The organism is Vibrio cyclitrophicus (assembly GCA_023206055.1).
In the GTDB taxonomy this organism is placed as follows: domain Bacteria; phylum Pseudomonadota; class Gammaproteobacteria; order Enterobacterales; family Vibrionaceae; genus Vibrio; species Vibrio cyclitrophicus_A.
In genome coordinates this window covers 75,217-95,343 of record CP065367.1, presented here as the reverse complement: position 1 = coordinate 95,343, position 20,127 = coordinate 75,217, and the positions used below count along the sequence as shown (strand labels likewise).

General features: G+C 44.6%; 16 protein-coding genes. 8 read left to right on the top strand and 8 right to left on the bottom strand.

All coding sequences use genetic code 11. From position 1 onward, the window contains the following. Nucleotides 1–161: 161 nt before the first annotated feature. The 5 genes from phnR to ITG09_16315 form a co-directional block, all read right to left on the bottom strand. Entirely contained in the window at nucleotides 162–866 is a 705-nt protein-coding gene (gene phnR, locus ITG09_16335; protein ID UPR54524.1) for a phosphonate utilization transcriptional regulator PhnR, read from the bottom strand. A 73-nt stretch (nucleotides 867–939) separates the two neighbouring features. After that, nucleotides 940–2,664: a putative 2-aminoethylphosphonate ABC transporter permease subunit gene (locus ITG09_16330; protein UPR54523.1), complete on the bottom strand. Its 1,725-nt coding sequence runs from the start codon at nucleotides 2,662–2,664 to the stop codon at nucleotides 940–942. 6 nt (nucleotides 2,665–2,670) lie between these two features. After that, complete coding sequence (locus ITG09_16325) at nucleotides 2,671–3,780, bottom strand: putative 2-aminoethylphosphonate ABC transporter ATP-binding protein (GenBank protein ID UPR54522.1); 1,110 nt, start codon at nucleotides 3,778–3,780, stop codon at nucleotides 2,671–2,673. A 227-nt stretch (nucleotides 3,781–4,007) separates the two neighbouring features. Next, nucleotides 4,008–5,429, bottom strand: coding sequence for an FAD-dependent oxidoreductase (locus ITG09_16320; GenBank protein UPR54521.1), 1,422 nt, complete (start codon nucleotides 5,427–5,429; stop codon nucleotides 4,008–4,010). Between the two features lie 120 nt (nucleotides 5,430–5,549). Then, nucleotides 5,550–6,560 carry a putative 2-aminoethylphosphonate ABC transporter substrate-binding protein gene (locus ITG09_16315; GenBank protein ID UPR54520.1) on the bottom strand — a complete coding sequence of 337 codons (1,011 nt, stop codon included), beginning with the start codon at nucleotides 6,558–6,560 and terminating at the stop codon, nucleotides 5,550–5,552. A gap of 400 nt (nucleotides 6,561–6,960) precedes the next feature. Here ITG09_16315 and phnW point away from each other — a divergent pair, with 400 nt between their 5' ends. The 4 genes from phnW to ITG09_16295 all read left to right on the top strand — a co-directional run bounded on the left by phnW (nucleotide 6,961) and on the right by ITG09_16295 (nucleotide 11,789). Then, nucleotides 6,961–8,064 (top strand): 2-aminoethylphosphonate--pyruvate transaminase, encoded by a 1,104-nt coding sequence (phnW, locus tag ITG09_16310; GenBank protein ID UPR54519.1) that lies wholly within the window; start codon nucleotides 6,961–6,963, stop codon nucleotides 8,062–8,064. Continuing rightward, nucleotides 8,064–9,485 carry an aspartate aminotransferase family protein gene (locus tag ITG09_16305; GenBank protein ID UPR54518.1) on the top strand — a complete coding sequence of 474 codons (1,422 nt, stop codon included), beginning with the start codon at nucleotides 8,064–8,066 and terminating at the stop codon, nucleotides 9,483–9,485. The genes phnW and ITG09_16305 overlap by 1 nt, the downstream gene beginning before the upstream one ends. Before the next feature lie 84 nt (nucleotides 9,486–9,569). Beyond that, complete coding sequence (locus tag ITG09_16300; protein UPR54517.1) at nucleotides 9,570–10,388, top strand: phosphonoacetaldehyde hydrolase; 819 nt, start codon at nucleotides 9,570–9,572, stop codon at nucleotides 10,386–10,388. 333 nt (nucleotides 10,389–10,721) lie between these two features. Further along, nucleotides 10,722–11,789, top strand: a complete 1,068-nt coding sequence (locus ITG09_16295) for an OmpA family protein (protein UPR54516.1) — start codon at nucleotides 10,722–10,724, stop codon at nucleotides 11,787–11,789. Nucleotides 11,790–11,918: 129 nt separating this feature from the next. Here the strand turns inward: ITG09_16295 and ITG09_16290 are convergent, their stop codons facing one another. Then, a complete protein-coding gene (locus ITG09_16290; GenBank protein UPR54515.1) occupies nucleotides 11,919–12,317 on the bottom strand; it encodes an OsmC family protein in 399 nt (132 codons plus the stop codon). 199 nt (nucleotides 12,318–12,516) lie between these two features. Here ITG09_16290 and msrB point away from each other — a divergent pair, with 199 nt between their 5' ends. Next, a complete protein-coding gene (gene msrB, locus ITG09_16285) occupies nucleotides 12,517–13,659 on the top strand; it encodes a peptide-methionine (R)-S-oxide reductase MsrB (protein ID UPR54514.1) in 1,143 nt (380 codons plus the stop codon). A 97-nt stretch (nucleotides 13,660–13,756) separates the two neighbouring features. Here msrB and ITG09_16280 read toward each other — a convergent pair whose 3' ends face one another. Both ITG09_16280 and ITG09_16275 read right to left on the bottom strand, forming a co-directional pair. Then, nucleotides 13,757–15,130, bottom strand: coding sequence for a TrkH family potassium uptake protein (locus ITG09_16280; protein UPR54513.1), 1,374 nt, complete (start codon nucleotides 15,128–15,130; stop codon nucleotides 13,757–13,759). A 19-nt stretch (nucleotides 15,131–15,149) separates the two neighbouring features. Then, entirely contained in the window at nucleotides 15,150–15,806 is a 657-nt protein-coding gene (locus ITG09_16275; protein ID UPR54512.1) for a TrkA family potassium uptake protein, read from the bottom strand. 186 nt (nucleotides 15,807–15,992) lie between these two features. On the opposite strand from ITG09_16275, the gene ITG09_16270 reads away from it, so the two are divergent. The 3 genes from ITG09_16270 (at nucleotide 15,993) to ITG09_16260 (ending at nucleotide 20,118) form a co-directional block, all read left to right on the top strand. Further along, on the top strand, nucleotides 15,993–17,108 hold the full coding sequence (locus ITG09_16270) for a mechanosensitive ion channel family protein (protein UPR54511.1): 1,116 nt from the start codon (nucleotides 15,993–15,995) through the stop codon (nucleotides 17,106–17,108). 80 nt (nucleotides 17,109–17,188) lie between these two features. Next, the gene (locus ITG09_16265) at nucleotides 17,189–18,682 is read left to right on the top strand and encodes a mannose-1-phosphate guanylyltransferase/mannose-6-phosphate isomerase (protein UPR55194.1); all 1,494 of its coding nucleotides are present in this window, start codon (nucleotides 17,189–17,191) and stop codon (nucleotides 18,680–18,682) included. A gap of 11 nt (nucleotides 18,683–18,693) precedes the next feature. Then, on the top strand, nucleotides 18,694–20,118 hold the full coding sequence (locus tag ITG09_16260; protein UPR54510.1) for a phosphomannomutase CpsG: 1,425 nt from the start codon (nucleotides 18,694–18,696) through the stop codon (nucleotides 20,116–20,118). Nucleotides 20,119–20,127: the final 9 nt, after the last annotated feature.

Below are 20,127 nucleotides of genomic sequence, written 5' to 3'. Positions count from 1 at the left end.
AGTCACTGAAAACAAGGGATAAAAAAGGCCTCGAATAAGAGACCTTTGAGCGTTTCATTTTAGCACCCTACAGAATTGCAGGAGCCAACCAATACGATGCGCGTTCTAACTGTATGACTAGTGTTCTAATTGGCAGGTTAGCTTTCTAACTCGCTGAGAGATTAACGTTCTAGCTGCGCTATCGACTCAATACTGATCGCGTCATGACGCCAATACTCAATATCGCAGTCAATCAAGTCGCCGTTTTGGTTATAGTTCACACGTTCTACAACCATTGCAGGAGAGCCAGAAGTCGCACGCAAAGCTTGTGCTGTTTCGCCAAGCAAAGACGTTGTGCTCACTCGGTAGCGGATCTTCTGATATACCACGCCAAAGTGCTCACGGTAGATGTCCGTCAGTGATTTAGACAAGTCATAATCGAGCAAATTAGGAAACAACTCTGGTCGAATGTAGTTCGTTACGTACACAACAGGTCTGTCTTCAAGGTAACGAACTCTGTCTACTCGATAAACATCTGAAAAAGGTTGTAGCTCAAGAAGCTTAGTTGCTTCCTTAGTTGCTAACATGCCTTTCGCTGCCACTAATTCTGTTTTCGGCTTACGACTCTGCGACAAAGCCATATTGGTGAAGTTCAGCGTTTGTGTTGGATCATAACGAAGCGGATCCGGTGAGATAAACCAACCACGTCGATCTTCTCGGTAAATGCGCCCTTCCGCTTCAAGTGAAGACAAAGCTTCGCGCAACGTAACACGTGTGGTATCGAACGATTCAGCCAGTTTACGTTCTGCTGGCAGCTTCTGTCGTGGCGTTAACATCCCCGACTCTATCTGCTCTACGATGACATCTTTGATTTTTACGTACTGCACTTCATTTCCTTTCATTCTTGTTCTTGTTCTTGTCGTCAGCCACTCCTTGGCCAACTGCAATATAAATGGTTCGCTAGCGTTTACGCCAAGCTTGGGTGCGTTTCTCGAATAGCTTGTTGATTAGCATATGAATCAACTTCGCGCTCGCTGCCGATATCATGATCATCACCGCCATAGCCGCTGCTGCTCCGGTTTGTCCCGCATCGTCCATATTCAGTACTGAAACTGACGCAGGTATCGTATCGGTAGAATACAAGAATACTACCGCAGATGTTGTGGTAAGTGCATTAATAAACAGGTATGTCGCAATATCTAAAATCGCAGGCAGACAAACAGGCACCGTCACCTTAAAGAACAGCTTATATTGCGGTAGGTTAACAGAGGCCGCCGTTGCTTCAATCTCCTCAGGCAGCTGTTTTAATGCGGTTAATGCCGTCATGTGCCCCACCGTGTAATAGTGAACCACTGTGTTGATCACCAAGAACGCCATCGTGCCATACAAAAAGTTGAGTGGGTTGCTCAAGTCATTAAAGTAGAAGATGTACCCCAAACCTAACACCATACCCGGAACGGCCATCGGCACCACACTGAGCATCTGCATTGCTTGACGAATGGGGCCAAATGCGCGGCCTTTCTCAATGCAGTATGCCCCTAGGAAAATCAGAACAGTACCAATAATAGCAGTCCAAGCGCCAAGCGTTAAAGAGTTGAAGAATGGCGCCCAACCATAGGTACTCATTTCTGCGAAGTTATAGTTGTTTAACGTCAGCGCTTTATTCCAAGGCCAGAAGGTGACCATAGATCCATATATCGCCATGCCCAGCACGATAACCACGGCAGCAGAGATGATGGTGCAATAAAGGAAACATAAGCCATCACGTAGAGAGCTAGGTTCAGGTTGGTACGCAACAGAACGAGTATCAAACAAGCTCTTTTGTTTCTTTTGAACCCAGCGGTCAACGGTAAACGCAAGCAACGCAGGCAATAGCAGCAAAATACTGGTTACCGCTCCCATAGAGAAGTTCTGTTGACCAACCACCTGCTTAAAGATGTCAGTCGATAGAACGTTATAACTGCCACCAATCACCTTTGGCACACCAAAGTCACAAACCACCAGCGTAAATACAACGATCAGAGTGCTGATCAAACCATACTTTGCCGCGGGTAACGTCACCATAAAGAAGGTTTTGAACGATGAAGTATTGAGTGCACGTGCCGCCTCATACAGGCGAGCGTCAGAGGTTCTCAATGAGGTGGTCAGAATCATCAAGGCGTGTGGAAACGTCCAGAATATCAAGCCCAGTGAGATACCAATCAAGCCATAAACCGAGTTGCCACCCAAGACTTCTTTAGCGATACCTTGGTTGCCAAACAAGAAGATCAAACTGATCGCAGGTAACAACGACGGAGCTAGAATCGGCGCTGATCCCAACACCTGGAAAAGTCCCTTAAAAGGCATGCATGAACGAGTTAACGCATAGGCATAACCAAACGCCAAGACGCCCACGACAACCGTTACTAGCAACCCAAGCGTAAACGTATTGCCTACAGACTGCCACAGACTCTGCGAAGCAAAATATGTTGCGAAATTCTGTAATCCTACAAATTCACCGTCTGCGTTCTGAACACTCTTTTTCAACATCGCCCATAATGGCATCAGGATAAACAACGTCATGACCACAGACAAAAAGGCCAGCAGACCAAATAGAATTACGTTGTCTTTGCTTAACCGAGCCAGAAAAGGCTGTACTCGTCGTTGAACTAGCAGCTTAGATTGCATCATTTGAGTCGATTCCATGATTGTTTACGCCGCCTTGTCTTTCATCACTTGCAAGCTTTTCGATGAGTAAGCTCTAAGGCCTTCTTGATCAAACGCCACGTAACGAATATCACTGCGACGCAGTTTCAATCGATTAAACTCTTTAACGGGTACATCAACGATGATCTCTTTCGCCGTTGAGTCATGTTGCAATTGACACTCAACACGATAAAACGCCCCTAAGAATTCGCTTGATACAATTCTCACTGGCAAGGATTCACTAAAACGATCGACAAACTGGATTTGCTCTGGACGAACGGCAATATCGAAAACATCACCTAGATTTGGCGTGAGATTATCTAAGTGAGGTAATGGTAGCATTGACTCAGCAATACGTATCTTGCCTTGAGCCGCGACAGAAGCTTGAATGAAGTTCATGCTGCCAACAAACTCAGCAACAAAACGGCTGACTGGTTTTTGGTAAATCTCTTGTGGAGCACCTACTTGTTCGATAACACCATGATTCATCACCACAATGCGGTCAGCCATCGTTAAGGCTTCATCTTGGTCGTGCGTCACCATAATAGTGGTGATACCCAACTTGCGTTGCAGTTGGCAGATCTCATCACGCAGGTGTGTTCTTACCTTCGCATCCAATGCAGACAGCGGCTCATCCAGTAACAACAAGCCTGGAGAAAGAGCCAATGCGCGAGCGAGCGCCACACGTTGCTGTTGTCCACCTGACAATTGATTCGGGTATTTCTGGCCAGATGTTGGTAAACCAATGGTTTCTAACCAAGACTCTACCGCTTCCAGAGCTTCTTTGGTCGACATACCTTGGTTCTTCAACCCAATCGCGATGTTCTCTTCAACGGTGAGATTTGGAAACAAAGCATAAGACTGGAACACGATGCCAAAGTCACGCTTTTCTGGTGGCAAAAAGGTCGTATCATTACCGTTCTGCTCAATAGAGCCTGAGGTTGGTAAATCTAGGCCAGCAATCGCACGTAATAAGGTGGTTTTTCCACAACCAGATGGGCCAAGGAAGCAGACGAACTCGCCTTTATCTATCGATAGGGAGATGTCTTTTAACGCTGTAAATTGGCCAAATTGCTTTACAACGTTTTCAATATTCAAATAAGTTTGGTTGCTCATACTACAGCACTCTCTATATGGTATATACCAAATTTAAACTGAGAATATTGCAGTTGAGTGACAAATTTATAGTAGCTAAATGACAGTTATATTGCAGATATAATAAGCATTAAAGATTGCTATTTGTTCTGCATTAACAGTTCGTTCAACGTTAAAAACCCTCAGTGACTTGCCCATAAACCACTGAGAGCCTCAATGCAAACTTCTAATTTAAACGCTAGATTAATCTATGATTCAACCTTGTCGGCTTTGCCCGCCGCACCTGCGAGTTTGGATAACTGTTTATCTAGCCACAATGGCGTGCTACCCGAATCTTCCGCGTTCTCTTTTCTTCGTACCGCATCACGCACCATCATGGCACCTACCCAGCGGAATGGCTCAGGTGGGAAATGCCCAAGCGGTCCTTTGGTTAACCCACAACACGTCCAAGCATTATCGGTTCCGAGTACCATTGCTGACAAAATCTTCCCGCCTATACGGGTTTGAGCAACACCATTGCCAGAGTAACCAAGCCCATAATAGATATTACTTTGGCCTTTTAGATTACCGAAAAATGGCAACCCGGTGACCGAACGATCTGAGCCGCCTGACCAGTTGTAATCGAATTCACTTTGCTCCAGTTTAGGGAACAGCTTTTGGAATGATTGATTGAGAATCGGCAGGTAGTTGGTCGTTTGGTTAAACATGCTTTCTACTTGATTTGCAAACGAGAACTTATTGCCACCTTTACCCAACATGAGTCGCCCGTCTTGGGTATCTCGGTAGTAGTGAACAAAGATACGTGAGTCCACCACTGCGGCTCCTTTCTCTGGGCCAAACTGCTTGAGCTTTTCAGGGATAGGCTTAGTCACCACCATATCGGAAGAGACAACCACTATGCTGCGTTTGAACTCTTTAAAGTGATCGAGCATCCACGCATTGAGTGCCAAAATCACTTTATCCGCAAATACGGAACCGCCTTTGGTTTGAATTCGAGCTGGGGAGCCATAATCGAGTGATGTCATCTCTGTGTTTTCGTGAATTTCGACACCCAGTTCGAGCGCGACTCGGCGTAAACCTCTAGCCAATAACGCTGGTTGAATACTGCCCGCAGCTTCTGAGTAGTAACCCTCAATGTGGCGATCAGATCCCGCTTTATCAGCCAAAGAATTATCGCACTTCTTCCAGCTATTGATCCCCTGCTTAACCAGCTCATTAACAACAGGTTCCATTCCCCCCTTTTGAGCTTCATTGGTCGCCGTGTAGTAAGTTCCGCTGCGATATAGATGCGCGTCAATCTTGTGTTCGTTACAGAAGGCTTCGATCTCGTAAATGACCTTTTCCGATTCCTTAACCAACCATTTCGCTTGTTCTTTTCCGTAGAGCTTTTTCAGCGTCGGATACTTAGTTGACCACGTCAGCATGCAACCGCCGTTCGCTCCAGAAGCACCGCTACCACATAGGCCTTTTTCAATCACCACAACATGTTTTTCGGGTTGCTGTTGTTTGATTAAAATCGCCGTCCATAAACCCGTATAGCCACCGCCAACAATAGCGATATCACAGTTGACGTCTTTTTGAAGTGGCTTAGCCGAATCTAACCCCGCATTGATGTTGCCAAACTCTTGTTCCAACGCTTGCTTGAACCAATATGAGTAGTGCTTTGTCATTTGTTGTACCTTACTTAAAATCTAAAGGCGTAAAACTAAAAAAGGAAGACCGAAGCCTCCCTTTACTGATTTCTAACTTCTAATGAACTCAATAGTTAATTAACTGAATAGGTCATCAGATTAAGATTTAGGCTCTGATTTAGCGTCAAACTTCTCAGACCATGTTTTCAATACGTCTGCACGCTCGCTGCCCATGCGTGCAAAGTCCATTTTTGCCATGTTCTTTTCGACGTTAGGGAAGTTTTCAATTGTTGCTGTCACATCTTGGTGACCAACAACTGGGTACATTTCGATGTAAAGCTCGTTTGCGGCTTTAGAGATAGACCAATCAACAACGCGCTGCGCCGCATCAGAAGCCTTAACAAGACCTACCGCTTCAGATTCCCAGCCGATACCTTCAGGCGTAATCACTGAAAGTGGAGCGCCTTGAGTTTTCAGCTTAGCGCCACGGCTCGCCATAGAAATACCGATAGCAACTTCACCCATGCCCGCTTGAACACATGGCTTAGATCCAGAGTGCGTGTAGTGAGCGATGTTTTGATCGAGTTTCTGCATGTAGTTCCAACCTTGGTCTTCACCCATGTTTTGTAGCCAAGCCGAAACCTGCATGTAACCCGTACCAGAAGAGGCTGGGTTTGGCATAGCAATGTGGCCTTTGTAGATAGGCTTAGTTAGGTCATCCCAAGACTTAGGTGCCGGTAGGTTCAATTGCTTAGCAACTATTTCGTTAAAGCAAACTGCATTGAAGAATGCGTCATTACCATACCAAGCTTGAGTGGACTGTGGGTCGTTAAGGTTAGCGCGTAATGCTTCTACACCTTGAGGTGTGTACGGTTTCAGAATGCCTTCTTCTTTAAGCAGAGCCATTGAAGAACCTGCAAGTCCCCAAACGACCTCTGCACGAGGGTTGTTTTTCTCAGCCAATAATTTTGCCGTCATGATCCCTGTTGAATCACGAACCCATTTGATGTTGATGTCTGGGTTTTCACTTTCAAATGCGTTTTTGTATTTCGCTAAAATGTCAGTTTCAAAAGCAGTGTAAACCGTCACTTCCTGTGCTGCATAAGCATTACCAGCGAGTAGAGTTACTAACGCTGCAAGTGATCCTTTCATAAAACGGTTTTTCATCATTTTCTCCAGTCAGGCTCAACTCTAAAGTGAGAAGTTGCCAAAATTAAAAGTTATCGAGGTTTAAAGCTGCCTAGTTTTGGAAGCAACCAAGGTTTAACGTTTCTTAAATTAGAAGCCTCATTAAGAGGCGCCTATATCCATAAATTCATTTAGGTTGTTAGTACACGCCTTTGCATTGGTATGTACCAGATTGCGAGTATTAACCTAATCGACTTTTATGACGGTTAAATGAACAAAAAATGGCAATTTAAAGATCGGAAAATTTCTCAACACAAGTGACAAATTTGAATATTAAGCTTTTGTTAAAATAACGTTTGGGCTATTTACGACTACTTAAATTGGTTGTTAAAGTAACTAAAAATACTGGTATAGTCCAAAATACAAATCACGAGAATTGAACATGAGAAACGAATACCTACTACTGACACCGGGTCCTCTATCTACTTCTGAAACCGTTCGCCAAGCGATGCTAAAAGACTGGTGTACTTGGGATGATGAATACAACAAAGACGTTGTTGAAGTGATTCGTAGCAAGCTTGTGACTTTGGCGACTAAGCAGGCGGGATATACAAGTGTATTAATGCAAGGCAGCGGCACTGCTTCAGTTGAAGCAACAATCGGTAGCGTTATCTCTAACAGCGGTAAGCTTCTTGTTGTCGATAACGGTGCGTATGGTGCTCGCATTGCTCAAATCGCAGAATATTTAAACATTCCGTGCCATGTCGTTTCCCCAGGTGAAACATCACAGCCTGACTTGAACGAAATGGAAACGGTATTGGCCATGGATTCAGACATTACTCACGTTGCGATTGTGCACTGTGAAACCACGACTGGCATGCTTAATCCAATTGAAGAGATTGCCAAATTGGCAAAACAACACAACAAAACAGTCATTCTTGACGCGATGTCGAGCTTTGGCGGTATTCCTATGGATATTGCTGACTTGGGTATCGATTACATGATCAGCTCAGCAAATAAGTGTATTCAAGGTGTACCCGGGTTCGGCTTTGTTATTGCAAAGCAATCAGAACTGGAGAAGTGCAAAGGCCAAGCTCGCTCATTAAGCCTTGATCTGTTTGACCAATGGCACTGTATGGAAAGCAACCACGGTAAATGGCGCTTCACCTCTCCGACTCATACAGTGCGCGCTTTCTACCAAGCTCTACTTGAATTGGAACAAGAAGGCGGCATTGAAGCTCGTCATAACCGCTACCAAACCAACCAGACCACATTGGTTACAGGTATGCGCTCTCTTGGCTTTGAACCTCTGTTAAATGATGACCTTCATTCACCGATCATCACCTCTTTCTATTCTCCCACTCATAGCGATTACCAATTCAAGGAATTCTATGACCGTTTGAAAGAACAAGGGTTTGTGATTTATCCGGGCAAGGTTTCAAACGCAGACTGTTTCCGCATCGGTAACATCGGTGAGGTTTACCCTTCTGACATTGAAGTCCTCATTGGCGCAGTGAAAAACGCTATGTACTGGGACATCAAATAATGACGATGACCAATCAAGAGCCAGTTCTAAAGGCGACACACTTTAGAAGCGAAGGCGATGTGAACACCACACCAGCACGTGAGAAATGGAACGAATCGCTAAACGATGATGCAACTCAAGCGATGTTAAAACGTGACTCTGACGTATTTCTTCATCAGGCGATGTCAACGCCTTGTCTAGACACACTTGAAGCCGCTGAGGGCATCTATATTCAAGATGCGACGGGCAAGAAGTACATGGACTTTCATGGTAACAATGTTCATCAGCTGGGCTATGGCCACCCACACATCATTAATAAAGTGACTCAACAAATGGCGTCATTGCCGTTTTCACCGCGTCGCTTTACCAATGAAACTGCCGTTCAGTGCGCTGAAAAGCTCACGCAGATCTGTGGTGGCGACTTAAACCGTGTTTTGTTTGCGCCAGGTGGTACTTCTGTTATCGGCATGGCACTCAAACTGGCTAGACATGTCACCAACAACTTCAAAGTCGTTTCATTGTGGGATTCCTTCCATGGCGCGTCACTCGATGCAATTTCAGTGGGTGGTGAAGCCTGTTTCCGTGAAGGTATGGGGCCGTTAATGGCTGGCGTAGAACGTATTCCACCAGCGGCTTCCTATCGTGGTGCTTTTTCGCTTCGCGGGCAAAACTCAGGCGATGCGAACGAGACCGCATGTGATGTGCACTACGCCGATTACCTTGAGTATGTGATTGAAAAAGAAGGCGGTATTGGAGCCTTCATCGCAGAAGCTGTTCGTAACACCGATGTTCAAGTGCCAAGTAAGGCTTATTGGAAACGCATCCGTGAGATCTGTGACAAACACAACGTCATGTTGATCATTGATGACATCCCAAATGGCATGGGTCGTAGCGGTGAATGGTTCACACACCAAGCGTTTGATATCGAACCTGACATCCTATGTATTGGTAAAGGTTTTGGCGGCGGCTTGGTTCCAATTGCAGCCATGGTCACCAAAGATAAATACAACACGGCAGCGCAAGTCTCACTTGGTCACTACACCCATGAGAAAAGCCCTATTGGTTGCGCGGCAGCACTCGCAACCATGGAAGTAATTGAACAAGAAAACCTACTTGAAAAAGTACAAGCGGACAGCGCATTCGTGCGTGAACAGCTGCTTCAAATGAAAGAGAAGTACCCAGTCATTGGTGACGTTCGCGGCATCGGCCTGCTCTGGGGGGTGGAATTGGTCACAGATCATATCACCAAAACCCGAGCTTTCGATGAAGCGGAAGCAGTACTTTACCAATGTCTAAACGATGGTCTGAGTTTCAAGGTATCACAAGGTAACGTGATTCAATTGAGCCCACCATTGGTCATCAGCCGCAGCGAACTAGAAGTCGCTCTGTCTGTATTCGAAAAAGCGATCGCAAAAGTCTGCAAAGACTTTGAATACCTTTAAACCATCATCTAACCAATAACTTAAAACAATCACTCATCTCCCAGAACAACCTTAGCTGGGAGAGAACAGAAATAGGACACGACTATGAACACAACATCACCTATCCAAGCGGTTATCTTTGACTGGGCTGGTACTATCGTTGATTTTGGATCATTTGCTCCAACCAGTATTTTCGTTGAAGCATTCAGACAAGGTTTCGACTTTGATATCGACTTAGCTGAAGCTCGTGAACCTATGGGTATCGGTAAGTGGGATCACATTCAAGCAGTAGGTCGAATTCCTGCTGTTGACGTTCGTTGGAAGGCTCAGTTCGGACGCTCGATGACAAGTGAAGACGTTGACGCGATATACGCGGCATTCATGCCTCTTCAAAAAGCGAAAGTAGCCGATCACGCAGCACCTATTTTGAATGCGATAGAAGTGGTCAATAACCTAAAAGAGAAGAACGTGAAGATCGGCTCTTGTTCAGGTTACCCACGTGAGGTGATGAATGTTTTAATTCCTGCGGCTGCAGATTACGGTTACCGACCAGATAACGTAGTAGCGACCGATGACTTACCTCAAGGTGGTCGCCCAGCTCCATTTATGGCACTGAAAAACGTAATCGACCTAGGTGTAACCAGCGTTGCTGCGTGTGTAAAAGTAGACGATGCAGCACCGGGGATCGATGAAGGTCACAATGCAGGCATGTGGACAGTTGGACTCGTATTATCGGGGAACGAAGCAGGCTTAACTTATCAAGAATATTTAGATGCAGACGAGACAACACTTGCAGCTGCACGTGAAAAAGCAAGCGTTAAGCTAAACAAATCAAACCCACACTACCTAATCGATACCATTGCAGACCTACCAGGTGTCATTGCAGATATTGAAAAACGTTTGTTAGCTGGCGAACGCCCATAACGGTAATTGTTCAGGTTACCCAACCAAACATTCGATACACATAAAAAGAAACCTCGTATTACCTAGAAATAATACGAGGTTTCTTTGTTTCCAACATTTGAGACAACATATTGTTGACAAATAACACAGTAAATAACACCTTAAACATATAATTTTTAACAATTTCATTGACTGCGATACGCAATCAGACTAACAATATAAGTACTGAGTAAAAAATAGGTCAACCTGAATCAACGCCTTGATTTACTTATTACAAGCAGTGTCATTAACTAATAAGTGATCGTTTTACTGGCAAGTTCAGATAACAACAATAGTTAATCCAAGGATAAGATTATGAAAAGACTGTCAAAAATCATGTGTGCTGTCGTTGCCGCTTCAGGCTTAGCTGCCGCTCCTTCAATTGCTGCAACCACTTACGTTGGTGCAAAAGTTGGCATGGGCTGGTTAGACAGCGCATGTGTAGCTGGTGCCAAATGTGATGATGATGCAATCGGCGCCGGTATCTACTCTGGCTACAATTTTAATGAGAAGTTTGGCATTGAGCTAAGCTCAGACTTCCTTGGTGACTACAAGACAAGTTTTACAAAAAACGGTACAACAGCTGCGTTCAGCGATCCACTAATCGCAATCTCACTAACGCCAATGTACCGCTTACCAGTACAGCAAGAATTTGACGTATTCTTCAAAGCAGGTCCTGCATACATTTCACACGGCGGCGAAGATGACGTTGTTCTTACAGCCGGTATCGGTGTTGAAAAGCAACTATCTTCTGACTGGGCACTGCGTGTTGAATACCAATACTTTGATGATTTCGACGACAACTACGTTCAAGATCTCAACTCGAACCTGTTGTCGGTCGGTGTTAGTTACAACTTCGGTACTGGTAATACAACCGCATCAGCAGCGGCTGCTGCAGCTTCGGCAGTAGCAGTGACTCAAGCACCATCTGAGCAAATCACAGAGCCTGCTGTTATTGAAGAGAAAACGACAGTAATTGTTACTCAAGCCCAAACAGAGAGTCATTCTCAAGAGATGTTTGCAACGAATAGTACGGAATTGTCTACCGACGGAAAAATTGCATTGATGCCATTAGTCGAAGTACTAAAAGAGCACCCTCAATCAACAATTGAAGTTGTTGGCCATACGGACTCGACAGGTGCGGCAGAGTACAACATGATGATCTCTAAGAAACGTGCTGCTGCTGTAGCTGCATACATCGAAGAGCAAGGTATTGAAGCAGACCGCATCACTGCAACAGGTGAAGGCGAAGAAAACCCAGTTGCATCGAATGATACAGCTGAAGGTCGTGCTCAAAACCGTCGTGTTGACACAACGATCCCTGCTTTTGAATACCAGCAAGAAGTGAAAGTTGAAGAAGTTATCGTAGAAACGGCTGAATAACAGCACTCTATCTTAGCTAAAGTAACAAGGGCGGAACACTTTCAAGTGCTCCGCCCTTTTCTTTATCTGTCTTTGTCCCAAACCTTAAGCTGCAAAAGTCAACCTAACACCAGAGGTACAATCAGAAGACTAGACGATTTCCCAGCTGTGAGTCATTTCTACGCCAGCACCTAGCATCAGACATACTGAACAGTATTTCTCTAATGAATCCGCACAAACTTTAGCAACAAGCTCAGGATCAAGGTTGTCACCCGATACTTCAAAATGAATATTAATAACGGTAAAGATTTTTGGTGCGGTTTCACGACGTGTTGTTTCAAGTTTTGCATTACAGCCTGTAATGTTCTGGCCTGCAGATTTCAAACCATCAACCACATCAACAGAGCTACACCCACCAGCCGCCATTAACACCATTTCCATCGGGCTTGGCGCAGTAGCACCACCACTTCCATCCATCACGACAGAGTGACCTGATTGAGATTGACCTAGGAATTTAAAGCCTTCGACCCATTTAACTTCTGCTTGCATGCTGTTCCTTAGATGTACGAAAACGTCATCATTAGCTAGTATTTTATATCAATGCCTACACCCTACTACTGGCGGCATTTATGAGCAAGATTTTCTCAATAACATATTTTTTCGTGAATGATGCAATTTTTTCCATCTAAAACCTGTCTCTATTCGTACATTCAAAATCGAATGAGAAGAACGTCAAGATGAGGTATCTATGAATAAATTATCTAAAATATTGGTATCACTCGTGGTTGCGCTACCACTGATTTCGCTGTTTGTAAGCCAGACTGGCACTGCCAATACAATGGATAAAACAGCTAATTCAGGTAAAAGTGAAATCGCGACACTGGCTGGTGGTTGTTTTTGGTGTACAGAATCCGACCTAGAAAAGCTGACAGGCGTCACCGACGTTATCTCTGGGTACTCTGGTGGTGAACTAGAAAACCCAACCTACAAACAAGTATCCTCAGGCAAGTCTGGTCACATCGAAGTGATCAACGTGACTTACAACCCTGATGTTGTTAGCTATGAACAAGTTCTTGACCAATTCTTCAGACACATCGACCCAACCGATGACAAAGGCTCTTTTGTAGACAGAGGCCGTCATTATCGACCGGCTATTTTCTATCATAACCAAGTACAAAAAGATGTTGCTCAGAACTTCATGATGGAGATCGACAAAGCTAATATCTTTGGTGAACCACTAAAAACAGAACTGATTGAATTTAAAAAATTCTGGCCAGCGGAAGACTATCACCAAGACTATTACAAGAAGAGTAAAGTTCGTTACAACTACTACCGCTATGCTTCTGGTCGCGATCAGTACCTAGATAAAATCTTCGGTGACGATAGAAAAGAGAACACGCAAACACTCCGCCAGATCATCGACAGCAAAAATGCGACAGCCAACGCTAAGACCTACGTTAAACCGTCTGATGCTGAGATTAAAGCGAAGCTAACCTCACTTCAGTACGATGTAACACAAGACGATGCAACAGAGCGCCCGTTTGACAACCAATACTGGGATAACAAACAAGAAGGTATTTACGTTGATATCGTAACTGGTGAGCCACTGTTCTCTTCAAAAGACAAATACAAATCAGGTACAGGTTGGCCGAGCTTTACACAGCCAATCAGCGAGGCTTATGTGGTAACAACTACTGACTACAAACTGCTTTACCCAAGAACAGAGGTTCGCAGTAAGTTTGGTGATTCTCATCTAGGTCATGTATTTAAAGATGGCCCTAAACCGACAGGTTTGCGTTACTGCATGAACTCAGCTGCGATGCGCTTTATCCCTGCGGATAAATTAGCAGAAGAAGGTTATGAGGAATACGTTGAGATGTTTGAGGGATAAACATTCAGCAATTAACGATAAGCCTATAACAATAAAGCCAGCATATCGCTGGCTTTCTATCATTTGCAGAGCTTTATTTATTAACCTGTTAATCTTATTAACCCGTTAACACCGTGTCTTCTGGGTATTTCAACAAGGAAGGTTCTGGGCGAGCTAACATATAAGCCAAGGTCAAGGGACCAATACGTCCGATGACCATCACAACAATCATGATGTATTTCCCTGTCTCAGTCAGGTTTGCGGTTAAGCCTGCTGTTAAGCCAACCGTAGCAAAGGCTGAAATCACCTCAAACATAACTCGGTCAAACGCGGCTTTTTCAGTAAGCATTAACAAAAACATAGCAGTGGTTAATAACGCCCCACTGACCACAATAATGGCCAATGACTTTGTTACCGCTTGCCAAGTAACCGTGCGTTTAAACATCACTACATGCTTCTTTTGACGTAAGAACGTCCAAGTCGCGACAAATGCAACCGCAAAGGTCGATACCTTAATACCACCACCAGTAGAAGTCGAACCAGCACCAATCAGCATCAGTACTATCATCACCAATAATGCCGGTTGCGTATACTGCGACAAATCAACACTATTAAATCCAGCAGTACGAGCACTCGCCGATTGGAAGAATGCCGCTAACCACTGCCCTTGAGTCGATAAACCTTCCATAGTTGCAGAGTTATTCCTCTCCAACAGCCAAAACATCACCGTGCCGACCAACAATAGAGTTGGTGTTGCAGTTAGCATAATCTTGGTATGTAAATGTAGATGTAGATGTTGAAAGCCTTTACGCCAGTTACTCGATAGGTCCCCAACGACTGTGAAGCCTAGCCCACCGAAAATAAACAAGCCAGCTAAGGTAAAGATCACCAATGGATCATCAACAAAACTCATCATACTGTCTGAAAACAGCGCAAAACCTGCGTTATTGAATGCGGATATCGCGTGAAATAGCGCATAAAAGCTGCCTGTTGCCCATCCCATCTCAGGCACCCAACGGAAACAAAGCAATACAAAACCGATAAATTCAGCCACTAATGCAAAGATGATGATTTTCTTAACTAATTTACGAAGGTTAATCTTACGATCTTGGCCAAGCGCTTCTTTCGCCAGTGCTTGTTGTTTGAGGCTTAGCCTAACTCCGAACATGTAAAGTAACACTGCAGACAGGGTCATTTGCCCTAACCCACCGACTTGCATCAAGAACATCAGTAAGATTTTGCCCGCCAAAGTGAAATGCTCACCGGTATCGACAACACCTAAGCCTGTCACACTGATCGCCGAGGTTGCTGTAAACAATGCATCCGTAAAGCTTAGGCCTGTCACAGAGAATACCGGCAGCGTCAACAATATTGCAGAGGGGATAAGTACACCTAAGAAGCTCGTAAGGATAATCTTAGGTTCAGAGCCTTTACGTGGCTTTTTATCACTCTTAAGCGTGTAGAAAGTACCTTTTCGTTTTAACGAATTCATACTGTTACCTTATTGCCAATTACCAATTGCGTAGCTTTCTAGATAAAGTCTCTTTCGGCCCAGCGATAATCACCACATCCCCAATTTCTAAACTCACATCCAGTTCTGGTGCTTTAGTGAGGTTCGGTCCTCGCTTGAAGCCAAGTACCTCTACACCATTTTCTTTACACAGCTTAAGGTCGCCAAGTTTCTTGCCCAGCAATTTGGCACCGATAACAATCTCCGTCATCGCTAAGCCGCTGCCAAGGTCGATAAACTCAAGAACGCGTCTATCTAACATTTTACGTGCAACGCGAATACCCATATCTCGCTCGGGCATAATGATGTGGTCAGCACCAATCTTGGAGAGGATCTTGCCGTGGAACTTATCATTCGCCTTCACCCAGACTGCTTTTGCTCCAGATTCTTTCACCACCAAAGTCGTTAGAATGCTTGAGTTAACATCAGAGCCAATCGACACCATCACCATGTCGTAATCGTCGAGTCTTAACTCTTTCACTGTCTCTTCGCTCGTGCAGTTCGCAACAATCGCTTGCGAAACAAAAGCCGCAGCTTCCTTCACCCGCTCTTCATCAATATCGACGGCAAGTACCTGTGCACCTGAACTTTGCAACTCTTTGCAAACAGATAAACCAAATCGCCCTAAACCGATAACTGCATATTGTTTGTCGCTCATTTGAAATCCTGTTGAGAAATTTTAATTACACGGGATAGCCAAACCTACATTAGTTTCTATCTCAAAAAAAGTTAGTTTTTCAATAATAAGGTTATACTAGTGTCATAATCGCTTGATTTATAAAGGTAGAGAACAACTCGAGTTTCTGCTAATTTCCAATTCATAATTTCTGCGGCAGCACACACAATGAATGAATTCTTAACCCAAGTACAAACCTACATTAACCAGAGTCATAGTGATTGGGCGAACAGTGTCCTGTTCATCACTATTGCAAGTTTTCTTGCTTGGGTAGCTTGGCGAATTATCCACAATCGCTTAGAAATTCTGGTTCAGAAAACCCCTTTCCACTGGGATGACCTGCTACTAGAAGCACTCAAAACCCCAGTCAGTACGTTACTTTGGTGTTGGCCAGCTACGGTCTCTATCGGGCTGATCCTCCAAGACCAGTTTGGCAACGAAATCAATTGGTTAAAAACTCTAAAACACATATTGATCATATGTACCTTCGTTTGGTTCACCTTACGAATGATCACCAACACTGAAGCGTACGTCTTAGAGCAAAAAACCAGAGACGAAACCACAGTACAAGCTATCGCAAAAGTCGCTCGCCTGTTCTTTATGGTGATGGGTGGTCTAACGATCATGCAGGCATTTGGGCTCAGCCTATCCGGCTTGCTCACCTTTGGTGGTGTCGGTGGTTTAATTGTTGGTTTGGCAGCAAAAGACCTGCTATCGAACTTCTTTGGCGGGATGATGATTTACTTCGATCGTCCTTTTAAAGTCGGAGATTGGATACGCTCTCCCGACCGTCAAATTGAAGGTACCGTCGAACGTATTGGCTGGCGTATGACGATTATTCGCACCTTCGATAAACGTCCATTATACGTGCCAAACTCGGTATTCAGTAACATTGTGGTAGAGAACCCATCAAGAATGCTGAACCGCCGAATCAATGAAACCTTCGGGCTTCGTTATCAAGACGCGAATAAGCTCGCTCTTATTGTGGATGACGTAAAAGCCATGCTTGAAACGCACCCAGATATCGATGCTAAGCAAACGCTCATCGTGAACTTCGATAAGTTTGGCCCATCAACGCTGAACTTCTTTATCTACACCTTTACCAAAACCGTCAACTGGGTGAGATACCATGAAGTTAAGCAAGATGTGTTGCTGCAGGTGCTAGCCATTATTCACAAGCACAATGCGGATATCGCCTTCCCAACACAAACACTCAAAATCGACCCGCAAGGTTTTAGCGAAGCTCAGGGCATGGTCACTTCCAATCAAGAGGGTCATCGATAAGTAAATTTCTTATCGATCAATAATAACGGTGAAGCGTGGTAACATGGCGCCAGTATTTTAAAGCACTCAATTACCACGATATGATTTTACCTGTCATTCTAGCTGGCGGCTCTGGTAGCCGCCTCTGGCCACTATCTCGCGAGCTTTACCCTAAGCAATTCCTCAACATCGCAGGTGAGCAATCTATGCTTCAGCAAACCCTTTTGCGTTTGCAAGGCCTTGAAGCTCACTTAAGTGATACCGAGTGTGCCGCTCCCTTCATTATCTGTAACGAAGAACACCGCTTTATTGCTGCGGAGCAAGCTCGATCGGCTAACATACAACACAGTGGTATTCTGCTAGAGCCTATCGGTCGAAACACAGCGCCCGCCATCGCACTCGCAGCTTTACAGGCCTTAAGTCACTCGAACAACAACCAACAGAACGAGTCAGATCCAATACTATTGGTACTGGCAGCCGATCATCACATCGCCCAAACGACCGACTTTCAGCAAACGGTAGCGAGAGGTATCGAATACGCGAAACAAGGCAAGCTCGTCACATTTGGTATTACTCCGAACGCACCCGAAACGGGTTATGGTTATATCAAGCAAGGAGAGTCGCTCTCTCAAAATGCTTATGCGATTGAGCGTTTCGTTGAAAAGCCCGACCTAGCAACTGCAGAGCGGTACATTGATTCGGGACAATACTTATGGAACAGCGGTATGTTCATGTTTAGAGCATCGCGCTACCTTGAAGAACTTGCTGAATATAGCCCAGAGATCTTAGAGGCCTGTAAACTCGCTCTCGCAAAGCAAAACACCGACCTCGACTTTATCCGTATTGACGCCGAAGCATTCAAAAGCAGCCCTAGCGACTCTATCGACTATGCCGTGATGGAAAAAACTTCACACGCTACAGTAATTCCTATGGATGTCGGTTGGAATGATATTGGTTCATGGTCTGCAATCTGGGATGTGAGTGATAAGGACGAGCACAACAACGTCATTGAAGGCGATGTGTTGACTGTCGATTCTCAGCACAACTACATCCATGCTGAAAATAAACTGGTTGCAACTGTGGGTGTCGAAAACCTGATTATTGTCGAAACCAAAGACGCTATATTGGTTGCGAATAAAGATAAAGTTCAAGGTGTAAAATCGATTGTTACTAAACTGAACCAAGCTGGTCGCACAGAACATGTTCATCACCGTGAGGTGTTTAGACCTTGGGGTAAATACGATGTAATCGACCTAGGTAAACGCGACAAAGTAAAACGTATTACGGTAAAACCCGGTCATAAGTTATCGCTACAGATGCATCATCATAGAGCGGAACACTGGGTTGTCGTAGCAGGGACTGCAAAGGTAACCAATGATGAGAAAACCTATCTGGTTGAAGAAGATCAATCCACTTACATTCCTTTAGGCCATATTCACAGCCTAGAGAACCCCGGGGATCTCCCACTCGAGATGATTGAAGTACAAACAGGCAGTCATTTAAGTGAAGACGACATCATTCGATATCAAGATAGCTATGGCCGAGATGTGCGAGACGAACAACCTGACTCACCTCCAATCAATAAATCGAACTAGAGCAGCAACAAATGAAATCAACATTAGACCTTAGCTGCTTCAAGAACAACGATATCCGCGGCATCATTGGTGGACAAATCAATGAACACCTTGCCTACCTGCTTGGAAAGGCATTTGGCGAACACGTACTTTTTGCTTCAGCTGAAACCTCATTCGATGGTTTGGCACAGGTAGTGATTGGCCGTGATAACCGCGAAACGTCCCTTTCACTACAAGAAGCCATAACCAAAGGTTTGAACGGATCTGGAATAAGCGTAATAGATCTCGGTATGACCGGTACTGAAGAGATTTACTTTGCAACTCGCCACCTACAAGCGATTGGCGGAATTCAAATTACGGCAAGCCATAACCCAATCAATTACAACGGAATGAAATTAGTCGGTGCAGGTGCGAGTCCGATTAGTAAAAACAATGGTTTAGATGACATCAAACAGCGTATTGAGGTTCTGGATCAAGAGCTGAATAGCGGTTTACCTATCAACCATGTACAACCCTCTTATTCTTGTAGAACGGCCAGTATTCTTGCTCCGTACGTAGAGCACCTACTCTCGTATATAACCCCATCAAAGCTGTCACCGATGAAGATTGTGGTTAACGCAGGAAACGGCGTTGCAGGACATGTCATTGATGCTTTAGAGAATAAATTTAATGAATTCAGTGTCCCTATAACTTTCGTCAAGGTTCATCACACGCCCGATGGAAACTTCCCCAATGGTATTCCAAATCCTTTGATTAGAGAGAACCAAGCAGCCACTCGAGATGCCGTTTTAAAACACTCTGCCGACCTTGGAATTGCTTGGGATGGAGACTTCGACCGCTGCTTTTTCTTTGATGAAAAAGGCAATTACATCGAGGGTTATTACATTGTTGGCTTGCTAGCAGAGGCATTCTTGGTCAAACAGCCTAACGCGACTGTATTGCACGATATGCGCATGATATGGAACACGATTGAAGTCGCCAACACGCATGGTGGAAAAGCGATTGGAATTAAAGCGGGACACGCACTTATCAAAGAGAAGATGCGTGAAACGAATGCCGTCTATGGTGGCGAAATGAGCGCACATCATTATTTTCGTGATTTTGGATACTGCGATTCAGGCATGATTCCATGGCTATTGGTTATCGAACTGATGTCGAAAACTCAACAATCGTTTCACCAATTGACGAGTAACAGTATGCAGAAATTCCCCTCTTCCGGGGAGATCAATCGAAGAGTTTCAAACCCAGAGCAGGTCATGGCTTGTGTGTTATCGCACTACCGAGATAATGCCGTTGAGATCGATCACACAGACGGGATCAGCATCAATATGGACACATGGCGCTTCAACTTAAGAAAGTCTAATACCGAGCCATTAATACGCCTTAATGTAGAAACCAGACAAGATAGAGCTTTGCTATCCCTTAAAATCAACGAGCTACTGTCTTTTCTCGTTTAAGAATACAGA